The organism is Sphaerospermopsis sp. FACHB-1094, assembly GCF_014696195.1.
Taxonomy (GTDB): Bacteria; Cyanobacteriota; Cyanobacteriia; order Cyanobacteriales; family Nostocaceae; genus Sphaerospermopsis; species Sphaerospermopsis kisseleviana.
Map to the genome: position 1 here is coordinate 1 of NZ_JACJPT010000035.1, position 16,874 is coordinate 16,874.

A 16,874-nucleotide genomic window follows, 5' to 3' on the forward strand; every position below is an offset into this window, starting at 1 on the left:
ATGATGGCATCTGTTCGCAATAAGATGCCATTTTATCAGCAGGGTTTGAGGGCTGTAATGCTTATCCAGCAACCTCTTTAGCTCCTTTGTCGCCCCCTCAACGGAAATGCTTTTCCCAACTAGCTCAGTGGGGGTGATAAATTAGGGGAGTCCAGAGAATAAAGCCCACTGCGTCGTCAGCAAGTGGACTATGATTTTAAGAATATATTTTCAACAATTCTATTTGTAATCGCCAATGGTTCAACAGCCGATGTCGCCAACTCAAGAAACCCAACCAGCAGAGAAAATCTATTTACCCCGCACCAGCGAATCAGAAACATTAAAAAAAATTCGCCATACCGCTTCTCACGTCATGGCCATGGCCGTACAAAAGCTGTTTCCCAAGGCGCAAGTTACCATTGGTCCGTGGATTGAAAACGGTTTTTATTATGACTTCGATAACCCCGAACCCTTTAGCGATAAGGATTTAAAAGCCATCCAAAAAGAGATGGTGAAGATTATTAACCGCAAACTCCCAGTTATTCGGGAAGAAGTCAACCGCGAAGAAGCAAAAAAACGAATTGAAGCAATTCAAGAACCGTATAAATTAGAAATTCTCGCAGATATTAAAGAAGAACCCATTACCATTTATCATTTAGGTGATCAATGGTGGGATTTGTGCGCGGGTCCCCACGTCGAAAATACCAAGGACATTAACCCCAAAGCGATAGAATTAGAAAGCGTAGCCGGTGCTTATTGGCGCGGAGATGAAACTAAAGCCCAGTTACAACGCATTTACGCTACTGCTTGGGAAACTCCCGAACAACTAGCAGAATATAAACGCCGCAAAGAAGAAGCGTTAAGGCGTGACCATCGTAAACTGGGTAAAGAACTCGGTTTGTTTATTTTCGCCGATCCTGTCGGTCCTGGTTTACCCCTTTGGACTCCTAAAGGTACGCTGTTAAGAAGCATTTTAGAAGACTTCCTGAAAAAAGAACAGTTAAAACGGGGTTATTTACCTGTTGTTACTCCTCACATTGCCAGAGTTGATTTATTTAAAACATCGGGACACTGGCAAAAATACAAGGAAGATATGTTTCCGATGATGGCTGAAAATGAGGAAGCTAAAGCCATTGAACAGGGTTTTGTCCTCAAGCCAATGAACTGCCCCTTTCATATCCAAATATACAAGAGTGAATTAAGATCTTATCGGGAATTACCGATGCGGTTGGCGGAATTTGGTACAGTTTACCGCTATGAACAATCGGGAGAACTGGGTGGTTTAACGCGGGTACGTGGTTTTACTGTGGATGATTCCCATTTATTTGTTACTCCTGAACAACTGGATGAGGAATTTTTGAATGTTGTAGATTTGATTTTGACGGTGTTTAGAAGTCTGCAACTGAAGAATTTTAAAGCGAGATTGAGTTTCCGTGATCCAGCCAGTGATAAATATATTGGTGGGGATGAAGTTTGGGATAAAGCGGAAGGTGCGATTCGTCGTGCTGTGCAAGAATTGGGAATGGACTATTTTGAAGGTATTGGGGAAGCTGCTTTCTATGGTCCAAAACTCGATTTTATCTTCAGTGATGCCTTAGATAGAGAATGGCAATTAGGGACGGTGCAGGTAGATTATAATTTACCTGAACGCTTTGATTTAGAATACGTTGCTGAAGATGGTTCGCGCAAACGTCCTGTAATGATTCACCGCGCACCCTTTGGATCTTTGGAACGGTTGATAGGAATTTTAATTGAAGAATATGCGGGTGATTTTCCTTTATGGTTAGCACCTGTGCAGATTCGACTTTTACCTGTAGGTGAATTGCAAGTTGATTTTACTAAAGAAGTTGCTGCGAAAATGGTAGCTTTAGGAATTAGAGCCGAAGTTGATTTAAGTGGCGATCGCTTGGGTAAATTGATTCGCAATGCGGAAAAAGATAAAATCCCAGTAATGGCGGTAGTAGGTGCGAAGGAAGTAGAAAGTAATTCTTTAAGTATTCGTACCCGTGCATCTGGGGAGTTGGGAGCGATATCTGTAGATGAAGTTGTGAATAAAATGCAGGAAGCGATTTCTAATTTTAGTAACTTCTAAAACTTCTAAAAAACCTGGCTGGGTAAATCCCAGCCCATCAACAAATTAACTCAAAATGAAACTATGAGTACCACAAAAGAACAAGTACAATCTCTTTTACAGCAACTTCCAGACAATTGCACAATTGAGGATATTCAATATCATTTATATGTAATTGAAAAAGTACGTCGTGGTTTAGAAGTGGCTGATAAAGAGGGGAATATTTCACAAGTAGCAGTAGAAGAACGGTTAAATAAATGGCTTATCAAGTAGTTTGGTCTTCCACTGCAATAGAAGATGTAGAAGCAATTGCTAACTATATATCCCGTGATTCATCTGCTTATGCAGCAGCAGTTGTTCAGAAAATTCTTGATGTTACTCGAAATTTGAATAACTTTCCCTTTTCTGGTCGTATAGTACTAGAATTAAAAGAAGATAATATTAGAGAAAAGTTTGCCTACAACTATCGAATTATTTATCGAATTGAGAATGATACCATAACTATTGCATCTGTAATTCATGGAAAAAGGATATTAGATGTGGAAAATGATTTGCTATAGTCTGAATACTGGGCGGAGAAAATCACCCAATGGATAGAATAGAAACTTATCGAAATGTAATTCGCAATGTCCTTAAATCCTATTTGAATATTTTCTATGCTAACGCTAATATCCGTAACAGAGCAGCATTTGATTCAGAAACAGATCAATATCTAATTATTTCTGAAGGTTGGACAGAAAAACAGCATTTGCATAGTTGTTTAATTCATATTGAAATAATTAACGATAAAGTTTGGATTCAGTGTGATAATACAGAATATGGTGTTGCTAGTGAACTGATTGAATCCGGTATTCCTAAAGAAGAGATTGTTTTAGGATTTCATGAACCTAATGTCAGACAATATACAGGATTTGCAGTAGCTTAAATTCTCAATCCTGTTAATCCTTTAATCCTGGACATCCTGATTCTGACAAAAAAAATTAAGAATATTCCCAAAATTTCTCACTCAAAAGTGCATCAACATTAAGACTAAAATGCCACAAATCAGGAAACTCAATTTGAGGATAATCTTCCCTAACTTCCATTAACGCATCTTCCCAAGCTTGATCCAATACTTCTGTAAAATATTGTTTTAAACTAGGAGATTGTTTCAAAAGTATTCTTAACTGACGACGTTGTTCTCGAATCGTCACTTCCCAACCACGATTATCATATTCACTATTAAGATAAATCCGTTTTAATAAATGTGTCCATAATACAATTAAACGGCTTTCAACTTCAGCCCTATCCCTACCCGCCAAGATTTCTATCTCCTCAATTAAATGTTCCACATCCAACCCATGAAAATCTCGCGCCTTGAGTTTGAGGATGGTATCTTCTAACCATAGATACTGATCTTGATCATAAAGACCTTCCGTTACTAATTTAATCTCTGTCATGGATTTAATAGATTTAATTTAATAGATTTAATTTAATAGTGCGATCGCCACTCATAACATAACTAAATCTTATCACATCAGCTACATATACCCTTACCAATACTAACCATAGGATTTTTCTAGGTATTTATTCTCTCTATATGTAAAGAGGGTAAAAATTTATAAAGAAATTGTTACAAAGTCCAGTACAATGTCATCATTACACAAATAAGTATTTTTCTCTATTGACATGATGGCGGAACAATTTCCTTGGCTGACCGCGATTATTTTCCTCCCTCTCCTTGCATCCTTTCTGATTCCTGTACTACCTGATAAAGACGGTAAACTTGTCCGTTGGTATGCCTTGGGTGTGGGTATCGCTGACTTTGCGTTAATGTGCTATGCTTTCTGGACACATTACAATCCTGCTGATGCGAGTTTCCAACTAATAGAAAATTATGCCTGGATGCCTACCCTGGGACTAAACTGGTCTGTGGCAGTGGATGGTATTTCTGCGCCTTTGGTACTTTTAGCAGGTTTTGTCACCACCCTTTCTATATTTTCAGCTTGGCAAGTTGACCGCAGACCACGCCTATTTTACTTTTTAATGTTGGTGCTATATTCGGCACAAATAGGGGTGTTTGTTGCCAAAGACCTGATGTTATTTTTCATTATGTGGGAAGTAGAACTTCTCCCCGTATATCTGTTAGTTTCCATTTGGGGTGGTCAAAAACGACGCTACGCCGCAACCAAATTTATACTATATACCGCAGCAGCTTCTATATTTATCTTAGTAGCCGCCCTCGCAATGGGTTTACAAGGCGACGGTACTCTGAGTTTTGATATCAGTGACTTAGCTACTAAAAATTATCCTCTCGGTTTACAATTACTGCTTTATGCAGGTTTGTTTATTTCCTTTGGGGTGAAGTTGGCAATTTTCCCCTTACATACCTGGTTGCCCGATGCCCACGGTGAAGCATCTTCCCCTGTATCTATGATTTTGGCAGGTGTGTTACTAAAAATGGGCGGTTATGGTTTAATTCGCCTGAATATGCAGCTTTTACCCGATGCCCATATTTACTTTGCACCAGTTTTAGCTATTCTCGGTGTGGTCAATATTATCTATGGTGCGTTAAACTCCTTTGCCCAAACTAACATGAAACGGCGTTTAGCCTTTTCTTCTATCTCTCACATGGGTTTTGTACTGCTAGGTTTAGCTTCCTTCACCGATTTAGGGATGAATGGGGCTATGTTGCAAATGATATCACATGGTTTAATCGCCTCCGTGTTATTCTTCCTGGCAGGTGTCACCTACGACCGCACCCATACAATGGTGATGAAGGATATGGGTGGTATTGGACAAGCGATGCCTGTGGTGTTTGCGTTGTTTACTATAGGTGCAATGGCATCTCTGGCTTTACCCGGTATGAGTGGTTTTGTTGGTGAACTCTCGGTGTTTGTGGGTGTAACAACCAGTGATGTTTATAGTTCCACTTTCTGCACAGTGACAGTTTTCCTCGCCGCTGTGGGTGTTATCCTCACACCTATTTATCTACTTTCTATGCTGCGTCAGGTATTTTATGGTAAGGATGCAGCATTGATTTGTGATATCAATAATGGAGGTTCGGAAAACCTGGAAGATGAAGGTACTGCTTGTTTTGGTACTGATTGTTTATTACCAGGTCAATCACTTTACACTGATGCTAGACCCCGTGAAGTGTTTATTGCAGCTTGTTTTCTAGTTTTAATTATCGGTATTGGTTTCTATCCTAAAGTGGCGATGCAGATGTATGACGCTACAACTGTGGCTATTAATGCCCAGGTACGTCAATCTTACACTGTGATTTCTGAAACTAAGCCTGGTATTTATGCTGGGTTTGCCAGTCCAAAAATTGCTGATGTTGAGGTTAAGTCTGTTTTGGCGACTGTTGAATAAACCTAATCTTGGGAACGAAATTAAGTTTTTTATTGTTTACTCAACAAAATAGAAAATTTTTGATCATAAATTAATCCCACTACTTTTACTATATTGGTAGTGGGTATTTTTTATAGTGAAGCATTAAATTTAAGTGAAATTAGCTAACTCATCTGATCTTGAGATATCAGATATAATCTGAACTTGAGGTTATCAAGTCAGTAGCTAGTTGCAATTAAATATAAGATGTGAGATGGGCCAGACAGACCGTCAACAGGCTAGAAGCCTGTTCCACTATCTAACAGTTAATTAAGCCTACTTACTTATTTCTATTGAGAGTGGGACAAAATTTGTAATCGGCGATCGCTCTCTTGATATCTAGTCAAAAACATTGATAAAAGAAAGAGTAATTTTAAATTTGATTACCCCTTTTTTTATATCAATTTTGATATCTAGGAAAGCAATTTGTGAGTGTTTTTCTGTGAAATGTGGGTTACGAATTAACTGCCGCCACCACCACTACTTTCACTAATTACTGGAATTACTTCTTCATACTCGTTATGGTATGAGCAGTTTGTACAGTGGTGGGTTACTCTTTTCCTTCCTGTACTGCTAGTCGTTGCAGCAACTAATATTGTAGAATTCCTGTTTAGCGTAAATTTTTCACATTCAGGACATTTTCGATTATTGATTGCTGAAAAGAGGTGTTTGTGCGGCAGCATGATTGAGAGAAAGTGCAATAGTGAAAAATAGAGCAACGCAAAATAGAGACAATCTTCGGATAAGTTTAGTCCACATAATTTAACCTATTGAATGTAGTTCAAGAATTATTTATGAAGCGGAAATTTCACAAATCTCCGCACAATAATTAAAAGCTTCTCTATTACTCAAAGTCATAGTATTGAGAGCCAGAAATCAGTTGAACTTGACGCTAACGATGATATCATTGAAATCTTTATCACCACCATTGGTCAAGTCCTCAAATCCGAAGACATTGTTACCTAACATCCGCACATGGTCTACTTTGTCCGAATTTGCACCAAGATACGGGAAGTAAATGGCGGGGTTATTATTGGGGTTGCTATCAAGAAGTTGGTCTGGTGTGCCATTGACAATGAGAAACGGCGCAAATATTGAGCCACCCTCAAACTGACCCGTAAAGCTTGCTTGACCTTGATTGCCCACACTCAGGTTAATACCACCGACACGGTTCTTTACCGCAGCTTCTCCATAACCTGTTTGTCCGGGTAGCAAATCCCCTATACCGTCACCGTTGATATCAATACTACCGTTGGCATCAGCTACACGAAAGAACCCAACAAAGTTGTTATATGCTGCCTCACGGTTAACCGTAAATGTTGCCGTTTGCGTATCTGTTAGCCCACGTAAGTCAAGTACCTCACCTTCCTGCTGGTCTTGTAGATTAGTACCTATAGGTTTATCAGCTTCTGTTCCTAGTTGCATTTGCAACACTGCATCATTGAACTGACCACTCCCAGGACTATCCTCAAAACGCAGGTCAAAGGTGCTGTTACCTACGTCAGAAACTTGCAAGGAGGCAGGAGAGGATAGCAACAATTGTGACAGTGGTACTGTACCATTCCTTAAACCATCGAGAGTGCCGTTTTGTACTAATAGGAGGCGGAAGCGAATACCAGCATCGAGGTCTAGAGTCCGGGTGAGGTTAGTATCAAATCCGTTGGGCGAATTTCCTAAAGTTGAGAAAATACTGCGAGAACGTGACAGCACCGCTTGAGTGTAATTAGAATCGTTGGGCGCAATACCGTCTATAGTTCCTTGATCATCGTCTACAGTAAATAGTCCAATTTCGTTGACAACACTAGGACTAGCACTTTTGAGGAGAAACTGTATAGGGGTTGCAGCACCGTTAAGATTGAATACGCTGTCAGTATTATTAGGTATTAGAGTGATTTGTGTTTCCCCTACTTCATCCCCAAGCTTGACAATAAAGGCATCTATGCTGCCAGCACTGGTGAGGCTGGTATTACCAAAGGTAGCAGTATTCTCAAAGCCTCCTGTAGCGTAGATGTTACCCTTAGCGTCAGAGGTTATATCTAAACCCCTGTCTGCTAAAGTGCCACCAAAGTTCTGTGCCGATAGGAATTTGCCGTTACTGTCAAGTTTGGCAACGAAGGCATCACTATCACCTGCACTTGTAAGGGTGATGTTACCAAAAGTGGCTGTATCTGAAAAATATCCTGTGACGTAGATATTACCTGAACTATCGACAGTGATGCCGTTAGCTTCACAGAAAATACTGTCGAATTTTTGCGCCCAGAGGAATTTGCCACTGCTATCAAGCTTGGTGATGAACGCATTATCATTTCCCGTACTGGTCAGGGTAATATTGCCAAAAGTGGCAATACCATTGAAACTTCCCGTGATGTAGGTGTTACCAGAACTATCGACAGTAATGCCGTGAGCAGAGTCATAGGATGTACCACCCAATTTCTTTGCCCAGAGGAATTTGCCACTACTATCGAGCTTGGTTATGAACCCATCACTACCACCTGCACTGGTAAGGGTAATGTCTCCGAAAGTAGCAGTATCTGAAAAATATCCTGTGATGTAACTATTACCTGCTCCATCGCTGGCAATACCTTCGCCATAGTCATAGGATGTACCCCCAAATTTCTGCGCCCAGAGGAATTTGCCACTACTATCAAGCTTGGTGATGAAAGCATCATCACTACCTGCACTGGTAAGAGCAATATCGCCAAAGGTAGCGGTATCAGAGAAACTGCCTGTGACGTAGGAGTTACCGGAACTATCGACGCTAATGCCCATAGCTATGTCATAGGATGCGCCGCCAAATTTTTGCGCCCAGAGGAAGTTACCACTGCTATCGAGTTTGGTGATAAAGGCATCACCCAGACCTGTACTGGTAAGGGTGATATTACCAAAGGTGGCAGGATCGAAGAAAAAACCTGTGGCGTAAGTGTTACCTAAATTATCGACTGTAATGCCGCTAGATGTATTGTATGAACTACCGCCCAATTTTTGCGCCCACAGGACGTTACCACTTTTGTCAAGCTTGGCGATGAAAGAATCATTACCTCCCGTACTGGTAAGGGTGGTGTTGCCAAAGGTAACCGTATCTGAAAAGTCTCCCATTACGTAGGTGTTACCTGAAGCGTCGGCAGTGATACCCCAGCCAGCGTCAAACGCAGTGCCGCCAAATTGTTGCGTCCACAGGACGTTGTTAATGTTGCTCATGATAGATATGTATCAGTTGCTAGTAAATTTCTTTTGCCGTTAATTTTTCGGATCAAAGTTTAGTTTGTGGAGTTTCTGCTTGACGACCAGTGATTTTTTCTAACTGCGATCGCATTTCTCTACCAGTTTCTCGCTCGATAAATACCCTTAAGGAGTTCACACTTTTTTCCTGGCTGGTGTCTTGGGGAGTAGTTGATGTATAATCAAACTCAATTTCTGATACCTTTTTGTTGGGAGTGAGTAGCAAACCAGCAACTCCAAATAGGATCGTGTTGACTATCTTCGCGCCTGTGTTGCCTTTTTCATCTTCACGATATTGAATTCTACCCACGCTAGTCGGGGTAATCTGTACGGTACGAGTAGATTTTTTATCGTTAATAATTTCCAGTTCTTTGCCAGTTTCTTGGTAAATGGTAATGCCTGTACCATTGACAGTAATCTTACAAAGTCCTCGGCTTTCTACCTCATTATTTTTAAATATGCAATCACCTATTTTGCCGGCTCGATCATCCAAGGCTATAGGCGTTTCATAACCTTGACATTGGGAATTGAGGGGAAAGCGAGAACATAGCTGGTATAGCTTTCTTGCATCCAACCCATGAGCAGTGGGTATAAATACTGCCTCAACTAGCAGCAAGGGAATAAATACAATCCCTAAGAATTTACTTTTTTGCATAATTTTTCTGTGTTCTATTTGGAATTGTTTACAATCTGTCTTTGCTACCCAGATTTTTTTCTTCGGTGTCTGCAATATTGAGAATTTCTATGATGTCTTTACGCGCCAAATCCGGATCTTTGTTTAGAGGTATAATCTTGTAGTAAAAAGTGGCATACATTCCTTCTTTAGAAACTGTATCCCAACCGCTTGATATGTCATTAACTTTGCTTTGCAATTGCTTGGTTTTTTCCGCATCTGGAGGTGTTTTAGCGATTCGAGAAAAAGAAATTACGAGAATAAAATCATTGTTAGAGTGTTCCAACTTCTGGCACGATAAATCCATTTTGAGTCCGATTACCGTCAACTCCAGCTAATATTGCAATAGTCCCATCTTTTTGGACTTCATAATTCATCCCTAAGCGATCCAAGAAGGCTGTAACCGGGGAAGGTTTGGTTTGAGCAAATGCCTGAGTTGATAACGAACCCATAATTGTAACCGTAGCAACAGCGGTTGAGATAAAGTGCTTCATGGTCTTTTCCGTCGTCTTTGAGGAATATACTTAATATCACTGATGTCTATTAACTATTTCTAGTTCAGTTTCGGTTCACTATAATACTGATCTAAAATTGAGCTTGACAGATTTAGCACAAGCCCCTAATAATCTCTCATGCCTAGTCTCAAACTCTCAGTTACCGGACTGCACATCATCAAACAAGCTCGGAAAGAAAAGGATGGACGATTGATAATCCTTGTTGGTTAGAAACTGCGAGTCAAATTCTCGAACCCGGACGGAACTGGGAAAATGCGGAAGTTTTTGCAAATGGTGTATCTTTACCCACCTGGAAACATTTTCTGAAAGGTGATGCCATTGATGCCTCAGTATTCAAAGCGTTTTGTCAAATTTTGGGGCTAAATTGGCAAGGCTTACTGGCACGTTCTGTGGATTTTTCTGGATCTAGTACATCCCAAATTCCTAATATTCCCTTGTTCTTTGGCTATCCATTATAAACATCTTTCTTAACAATCTTAAAACCTATACTTGGTAAAGGTTTCAAGACTTTTGAATTTACCTGATCTTGACAAAATGCACCTCATCTTTATTGATAAAAACCTCATTTTATTGAAAATCAGCAACGGAGGATTAAGGGTTGGGGGTCTGCAAGCGATCGCTCTCATGAATGTTAAGAAAGATGTGGGTAATGGATAGCTTTTTAAGGGGGATTTAGGGGGATCTACAAGTGTTTTATGGAACACGACAAAGTTTTCAGACATCCTCTGAGTTTGTGTTTAGCCCAAGCAATCGCTGTCTAAAATGTCAGTTTTAGCGTTAAATTATTCCTTTCCATGAGATGCTATTTTATTGATTAATAAATATCGGCAAATGTCTACTATTTCTACTGTTACTGTTAAGGTCCCTGCTACTACTGCTAATTTAGGTCCTGGTTTTGACTGCATCGGTGCGGCTTTGCAACTGCACAATGAATTTAAGTTTACTCGCAATGATGGCGGTTTGGTGATTCAGGTTTCTGGGACGGAAGCCGATAAGGTGCAAACTGATGAAAGTAATCTGCTTTATCAGGCTTTTGTCAAGTTATATGAATATATCCAGGAAACACCGCCTTCTGTGAAAATTGAGATTAAGTTGGGTGTACCCTTAGCCAGAGGTTTGGGAAGTTCTGCTACTGCTATTGTGGGTGGTTTGGTTGCTGGTAATGCGTTAGCGGGTTCGCCGTTGTCTGATATGCAGGTAATGGAATTGGCGATCGCAATGGAAGGACATCCTGATAATGTTGTTCCTGCTTTTTTGGGTGGATGTCGTTTAGCGGCCACTGGTTTGAATGGTTGGAAAATTTGTGATCTGACTTGGCACAAAGATATTATACCTGTGGTGGCAATTCCTGATTTTGAGTTATCAACTTCGGAAGCACGTAAGGTTTTACCTACGGAAATAAGTCGGGCTGATGCGATTTTTAATGCTGCTCATTTGGGTTTGTTGTTGCGGGCTTTGGCAACGAGTAGGGAAGAATGGCTAAAAGCTGCTTTGCAAGATAAATTACATCAACCCTATCGTAAGGCTTTGATTCCTGGTTATGATGATGTAGAAACTTCTGCTTTAGCTGCTGGTGCTTATGGGATGGTTATTAGTGGTGCAGGACCTACGCTTTTAGCTTTGACTGATAATTTACATACACAAGCTGTAGTAACTGCGATGGCTAATGCTTGGAAGCAAGAGGGAATTACTTCTCATGTGCGATCGCTCCCCATTGATGTGCAAGGGGCAGTTATTTTGTAAGCGGTGATTTTTTGACACTCTGCGTCCTAAAGGAGCGCAGATTCTTAGTTCAAACCCACATTCCGCACCCCCCAGTGTCACAATCGGTAATTTCGGATTTTTGAAGACCTTTGAGGATAATTTTAATACAAAATGGTCTAAAGTTTAGGTAGCGATCGCCAATCTCAAATCCCCAAATGACCATTTTTCGTTGTGTGACAGTTTAGGGTGCGGAAGGTGGGTTCAAAGAGTCCACTTAGATTAGATCCCTTGCGGTGTCTAACAAGCGAGGTGGTTCTCTCCCTAGCCTGTATTTTTCATTTTCTTAAATAAAGATTCATATTGCTGTGTTGCTGCTGCTGATAATGGGATAATAAATTCGCTTTTCTCCAACAATTCCTGATTAGTTAATAATAGGTTTTGTAATGGTTGGGAAATATCAGAGGCAGCAATATTTGTGGTAATAGGCGTGTTGGTTTTAGTCAATATAGTAATTTCCTTAGCTATATTTGGTTGCCAACAAAAATTAATCCATTCGGATGATAAATTGCTTTGCTCAACTCCTGCTGGTTTTACCCATAAGTCTGCCCAAATTGCTGTTCCTGATTGGGGAATTATAGCATTAAGTTTAGGATAACGACTGAGTACTGGTATAACATCATTTGACCAACCCACAGCTAACCAAGTATCTCCCATAATTAGCGGTTCTAGGTATGTAGTGGAATCATAGAATTTAACTTGTTGATTTAATGTTTTTAATTCTGTTTCTAAATCGGAAATTTCTGCAAGATTTTCTGTATTGTAGGATTTTCCGAGTTTCTTTAAAACTAACCCAATTACTTCTCTAGGATGGTTGAGTAGGGAAATGCGCGATCGCAACTCACTGCGCCATAAATCACTCCAATCTTGTGGTTGCCAATCAAATTGTTGCAACTTTTCCCGATTATAAACAATTACTGTATTACCCCAGCGATAAGGTGCAGCCCAAACCTTACCTTGTGGATCTATATTTCCTTGATCATCCCTTTTTACCGGTTGTTGCCATTTTGGATTTAAAGTTGACCATTGTTTAATTTTTTCTGTTTCCAATGGTTGAATTAATTTCTGTTCAATAGCTGCTTTTAGCCAATAATCTCCTAATGTTACTAAGTCAGATTTAGTAACTTTTTGATTTTGCCTAAATGGAATCAAACGACTCCATCCTTCTTTGTTATTAGCGTCTGGTTGTTGCCAAGTTTGTAACTGTTTAAATAAATCATAAATTTGATTAACAGGGACAAACTTGAAATTTACCTCTGACTGTACAGTTTTGCGAAATTGATTAACAACGTGTCCAGGTATAGAACCTTTTAAAACCTGTACTTTGAACTGTGACTCATTTTCGCGGTTACACCCAATTAACATTTGGGAAACTATCATACCGCTTGTACCTAGTAAAAAAAACCGTCGATCCATTTATTTTCAACTTTAGGGCTATCAACATAATCTTAACCATAGGAGCAAAATTTGCTAAGAAAATAACAATATCTCACTCCTGTATCTTTAGAAACCAATGATAACAAATTGTAACTGATTATTAGCAGGACTTACGCAAAATAGAACGAAAGTAGGGGTAATTCATGAATTACCCCTAGACAAGAATCAGCTTTTTAGTACAATCTTGCGTATAGCAATATTCACATCTTGTAACTTTCCCATCAGTGTTGGTGAGCAATGCCCCCTAATACTTCAATTTATTAATAAATATTTGAGTGATATGGATAGATTTTATTGATGTACATATATAATTAATAATCTCTTTCACAACCTACCAAGAAAAATATCAAAGATTAAATAAATCATAAGTATTTTTAACATTGCCAGTAAATTGAATAACATAGAAACACTATTTGGGAATAAAGGTATTAAATGGACTCACTGCAAACACAGATACTGACTTTGAGCCAGAAAGTAGATGCTCTATACCAGGTGATTGAAAACCTTGACAGGAAACTGTCTCAGGGTTTGACTGATTGCTTTTTAGAGCAAAAACAGCCAAAAGATAATTATCTAGAAAATCATGAAGTTGAAATGTTCAACTTCAAACCACAGATTACTTTCAATTCTAATTTGGAACATAAGGATGTGTTAATAGATGGCATTTATCCAGATATGAATATGCAAGCTGGAGATAGGCAAATAACACCAGAAATTCAAATCCAACGACTAACAGCACAATTAACAGCGGCATATAATCGTATTGCTGCTTTAGAAGAACAATTAATGCGACAACGAATTTATTAATTGTGTCATTTGGGCTTCAATGGCTGTTAAAAGTTGTTCTTGCAGCCAATTTTGACTGAGATAGGCCGCTAGACACGCTGCTCCAGCACCAACACCTTCTTTGACAAAACCCTGCTCATAAGCTTGGAGTTGGGGATAACGAGAATTAGCAAAACTTAATTGTGTAGCTAGTAGGGGAGGAGTGATTTTACCCCAACTAAAGTTGTTTTTACCCAAGCTGAGGGCTAAGTCAACTGTAGCCCCGGTAGTGTCTTCTGCTACCCAACGGGTTGTACCGACGATAATAGCTTCTGGTTGCCAAGATAAAGAGTAAGCTTGAGCGATCGCTTGCACTAAAGCATAAACAGCCAGCATTTGTGTACCACCAGCCAGCAAAACCCCACAACGCCGACTAGCAGCGATCGCCATCCCAGCTACCACTACTTGCATGGGATCACCTACTGCTGCTACAAGTTCCAGAGGATCTGTAAAATTGTGTCGGTTTTCCAAACCTGCTTGTACTACAGCCCACTTTTGTGCATGATTACAAACAGGATGACTACTATTAACTTTTCCAGCCGCATCAATACCTAAACCAGTTAAAATTGCCAAAGCAGTTGTAGTACCACCCACAACACACTCACTTAAAATTAGATATCCCTGAGAGTGTTTAGCACCGAGTTGATCACCCCAAAGTAAACCTTGTTGCAGCAAATGTTTAACTGTGGCTATTTCCATAGCTGCACCTGTGCTTAAACACCTAGCAGTCGTGCCTCCCAAATCAATTAATGGTACAGCCGGAATCAAAGGTAAACCCGCATTAAACAAATAAACTGGTATTTTTAGTTCTTCCACCACAGCACGAGAAATTAGCACCGGGGAAGCGCCAGCAGTCAAAGGTGGTAAGGGATATTGAGGCTGATGTGCTGCACCATAATACAAAAATTCCGCATCAGCACAAGCAGTATATTTTCTATCCTCTGGAGTCAAACCAGCAGCAGAAATACCAGGAATCAAACAAGTTTCTGTAAAACCTAAAACACAGGCAAAAATAGGTAAACTACCATAATAACGTTTGAGCCATGCTTCACCCTGTTCAATTTGGGTATAAATTTTAATCATTCTTATTAGTCATAGGGAATAGGGAATAGGGAACAGGGAAGAGACAGGAGTTTATGAATTATCAATTATCAATTATCAATTATTAATTAACCTTCATAATCCAACAAGATTTGTACCCAACGTGGGGGACGGGGGATAGGATTTCCCAGACGATCCAAAAGTAACCATGCTGCCAGATGTACCACAAACAAATAAATCAAGTTGTTGAATGCAATCAAAAGCATCCCCCCCACCTGAACAACAAACACATTAGGAGTTGCTAATATTTGCAGTTTCAGGAATATCCATTCAATAATTTCTGTCACCTGGTTAATCACATAAACCCACAAATCTTCACCAGATAAAACCGACAGTAACCACAGACGGAAAAACACACCCAAAGTACCCAGGAGCATACCTAAAGTAATTGACACAATCCAAGGTACACGACGATGCCAAGTTGCCCCTAAAAGTACACCCATCAAACCAAAAGGCATCACGAATAACATACTGCGAACAGGTCCCATCAGCACCGCCAACAGTAAACCAGATGTTACCGCAGCCATCCAGGCAGCACGTTTACCCCAGCGCAAATAAACTAAAGCAATGGGTAAAGGGAAAAACATCCGTAAAACCGGACCCAAAGGAAAATAAAAATTAATAAACCAAATTAAACTAGCTGTACTGGCTAAAAATGCCGTTTCCACCATCCTCAAAGGAGCATCAACTTTAAGTTGGGGACGCTTTAAGTGTTGGTGTATATCTGGCTGATTACCAGGCTTTGATGATTCAGGTGATGAATCTTCTCCCGGTTCATCTGGCATAGAATCTAAAATACTCATATCATGTTTGTTTTAACACCTATCATATCTGTTTTGCTTGGTGATTGGTGATTGGTGATTGGTGATTGGTGATTGGTGATTGGTGATTGGGAATAATATTACCCATTCCCCATTCCCCATTCCCCATTCCCCATTCCCTATTCCCTATTCCCTATTAAATGATCATTTTTTCCAAAGCTACTAGATCGGGGATACACATTACATCTTGTTCCCGGATAATCAAGCCTTTTTTTTCTAACCTTGTCAGTACGCGTGTAACTGTTTCCCGTGCCAGTCCACTCAAACTGCTCAATTCTCGATGGGGTAAATTAGGAATTTCTGTACCTGTTTCTCCTATCTTACCCTGTCCCTCTGCTAAAAATAGCAAAGTATCTGCTACCCGTGATTGACTATCTGATTCTCGCAGACGCAAACGACGATTTACTTGTCTTAATCGTCGCGCCATTAATTGGGATAATCTCATTCCCGCTAAAGGTTCTGTTTGCAACAATTTGACAAAATCTTGAGCAGGCATACTGCCTATCATGGTTGGGGTAAGAGTTATGACATCAGTGGAACGGGGAACTTCATCTAGTGCCGCCATTTCTCCAAATAATTCCCCATGCCCAATAATGTTTAGTGTTACCTCTTTTCCTTCTAAATTGTATGTACGGATTTTTACCCATCCCTCTAAAATAAAATATACTGAACCACCCCAGTCATTTTCTAGCAGGATCACTTGGTTGGCTGGGTGGGTACGGGTAACAAGATTGGTGAGGGCTGTTTCTACAATAGATTCAGGCAACCCTTGAAAAAAGGGTGCTGAAGTGATCAAGTTTTGAGCGGATGTCTGCAAGCTATATCGGTCTTCCATTAGGACATATTTATTTAAGCTGCTATGAACAGAACAAGTAAGATCGGTGTTTTTAGCCTTACCTATCAAATTATTACAGCCGCTTTCAAAGAGGAGACTAAACTATGTTACACAAGAAAACGACAAATAATTTTTTCTCAACAATTTTTACTTTCCCTTAGTATTTGCTGATTAAATACACCAGGCTTAACCCCCCTGTCACCAATACCACGAATTTGATTTTACCTTAACCTAACGCAAAATTTGGCAAACTACCTAAAAACAA

17 protein-coding genes are annotated in these 16,874 nt (G+C 39.9%); 8 read left to right on the top strand and 9 right to left on the bottom strand.

The features are described 5' to 3' along the window. Positions 1-235: 235 nt before the first annotated feature. The 4 genes from thrS to H6F47_RS12870 all read left to right on the top strand — a co-directional run bounded on the left by thrS (position 236) and on the right by H6F47_RS12870 (position 2,975). Positions 236-2,071 carry a threonine--tRNA ligase gene (gene thrS, locus H6F47_RS12855; RefSeq protein WP_190649488.1) on the top strand — a complete coding sequence of 612 codons (1,836 nt, stop codon included), beginning with the start codon at positions 236-238 and terminating at the stop codon, positions 2,069-2,071. Between the two features lie 63 nt (positions 2,072-2,134). Next, the gene (locus tag H6F47_RS12860; RefSeq protein ID WP_190649490.1) at positions 2,135-2,323 is read left to right on the top strand and encodes a hypothetical protein; all 189 of its coding nucleotides are present in this window, start codon (positions 2,135-2,137) and stop codon (positions 2,321-2,323) included. Continuing rightward, entirely contained in the window at positions 2,308-2,610 is a 303-nt protein-coding gene (locus tag H6F47_RS12865) for a type II toxin-antitoxin system RelE/ParE family toxin (RefSeq protein ID WP_190649493.1), read from the top strand. Before H6F47_RS12860 ends, H6F47_RS12865 begins: the two co-directional genes overlap by 16 nt. 29 nt (positions 2,611-2,639) lie before the next feature. Continuing rightward, positions 2,640-2,975: a XisI protein gene (locus H6F47_RS12870; RefSeq protein ID WP_096572185.1), complete on the top strand. Its 336-nt coding sequence runs from the start codon at positions 2,640-2,642 to the stop codon at positions 2,973-2,975. Between the two features lie 55 nt (positions 2,976-3,030). Here the strand turns inward: H6F47_RS12870 and H6F47_RS12875 are convergent, their stop codons facing one another. Next, positions 3,031-3,489 carry a DUF29 domain-containing protein gene (locus H6F47_RS12875; protein ID WP_190649494.1) on the bottom strand — a complete coding sequence of 153 codons (459 nt, stop codon included), beginning with the start codon at positions 3,487-3,489 and terminating at the stop codon, positions 3,031-3,033. A 229-nt stretch (positions 3,490-3,718) separates the two neighbouring features. On the opposite strand from H6F47_RS12875, the gene H6F47_RS12880 reads away from it, so the two are divergent. Then, positions 3,719-5,404, top strand: a complete 1,686-nt coding sequence (locus H6F47_RS12880; protein ID WP_137666241.1) for an NAD(P)H-quinone oxidoreductase subunit 4 — start codon at positions 3,719-3,721, stop codon at positions 5,402-5,404. 894 nt (positions 5,405-6,298) lie between these two features. Here H6F47_RS12880 and H6F47_RS12885 read toward each other — a convergent pair. From H6F47_RS12885 to H6F47_RS12900, 4 genes are read right to left on the bottom strand one after another with little or no spacing between them, the layout of a single operon-like run. Further along, complete coding sequence (locus H6F47_RS12885; protein ID WP_190649497.1) at positions 6,299-8,620, bottom strand: SBBP repeat-containing protein; 2,322 nt, start codon at positions 8,618-8,620, stop codon at positions 6,299-6,301. A 52-nt stretch (positions 8,621-8,672) separates the two neighbouring features. Continuing rightward, positions 8,673-9,296 (bottom strand): hypothetical protein, encoded by a 624-nt coding sequence (locus tag H6F47_RS12890; protein WP_190347482.1) that lies wholly within the window; start codon positions 9,294-9,296, stop codon positions 8,673-8,675. Between the two features lie 28 nt (positions 9,297-9,324). After that, on the bottom strand, positions 9,325-9,621 hold the full coding sequence (locus H6F47_RS12895) for a hypothetical protein (protein WP_193943130.1): 297 nt from the start codon (positions 9,619-9,621) through the stop codon (positions 9,325-9,327). Further along, entirely contained in the window at positions 9,587-9,766 is a 180-nt protein-coding gene (locus H6F47_RS12900) for a hypothetical protein (protein WP_096572179.1), read from the bottom strand. Before H6F47_RS12900 ends, H6F47_RS12895 begins: the two co-directional genes overlap by 35 nt. A 573-nt stretch (positions 9,767-10,339) precedes the next feature. On the opposite strand from H6F47_RS12900, the gene H6F47_RS12905 reads away from it, so the two are divergent. Together H6F47_RS12905 and thrB are read left to right on the top strand one after the other, a co-directional pair. Beyond that, positions 10,340-10,486: a hypothetical protein gene (locus tag H6F47_RS12905; RefSeq protein WP_190649499.1), complete on the top strand. Its 147-nt coding sequence runs from the start codon at positions 10,340-10,342 to the stop codon at positions 10,484-10,486. Between the two features lie 174 nt (positions 10,487-10,660). Then, positions 10,661-11,572, top strand: coding sequence for a homoserine kinase (gene thrB, locus H6F47_RS12910; RefSeq protein ID WP_096572178.1), 912 nt, complete (start codon positions 10,661-10,663; stop codon positions 11,570-11,572). A gap of 282 nt (positions 11,573-11,854) precedes the next feature. On the opposite strand, the gene H6F47_RS12915 is transcribed toward thrB, so the two are convergent. After that, positions 11,855-13,006, bottom strand: coding sequence for an extracellular solute-binding protein (locus tag H6F47_RS12915; protein WP_190347487.1), 1,152 nt, complete (start codon positions 13,004-13,006; stop codon positions 11,855-11,857). 453 nt (positions 13,007-13,459) lie between these two features. Between H6F47_RS12915 and H6F47_RS12920 the strand changes: the two genes are divergently transcribed. Beyond that, positions 13,460-13,834 (top strand): hypothetical protein, encoded by a 375-nt coding sequence (locus H6F47_RS12920; protein WP_096572176.1) that lies wholly within the window; start codon positions 13,460-13,462, stop codon positions 13,832-13,834. On the opposite strand, the gene cobT is transcribed toward H6F47_RS12920, so the two are convergent. From cobT to H6F47_RS12935, 3 genes are all read right to left on the bottom strand, one after another. After that, a complete protein-coding gene (gene cobT, locus H6F47_RS12925; protein WP_190649501.1) occupies positions 13,811-14,935 on the bottom strand; it encodes a nicotinate mononucleotide-dependent phosphoribosyltransferase CobT in 1,125 nt (374 codons plus the stop codon). The two genes, H6F47_RS12920 and cobT, sit on opposite strands and share 24 nt — an antisense overlap. 86 nt (positions 14,936-15,021) lie before the next feature. Then, on the bottom strand, positions 15,022-15,756 hold the full coding sequence (locus H6F47_RS12930; RefSeq protein WP_190649503.1) for a DUF2232 domain-containing protein: 735 nt from the start codon (positions 15,754-15,756) through the stop codon (positions 15,022-15,024). A gap of 154 nt (positions 15,757-15,910) precedes the next feature. Continuing rightward, the gene (locus H6F47_RS12935) at positions 15,911-16,609 is read right to left on the bottom strand and encodes a Crp/Fnr family transcriptional regulator (RefSeq protein ID WP_137666234.1); all 699 of its coding nucleotides are present in this window, start codon (positions 16,607-16,609) and stop codon (positions 15,911-15,913) included. Between the last annotated feature and the right edge of the window lie 265 nt (positions 16,610-16,874).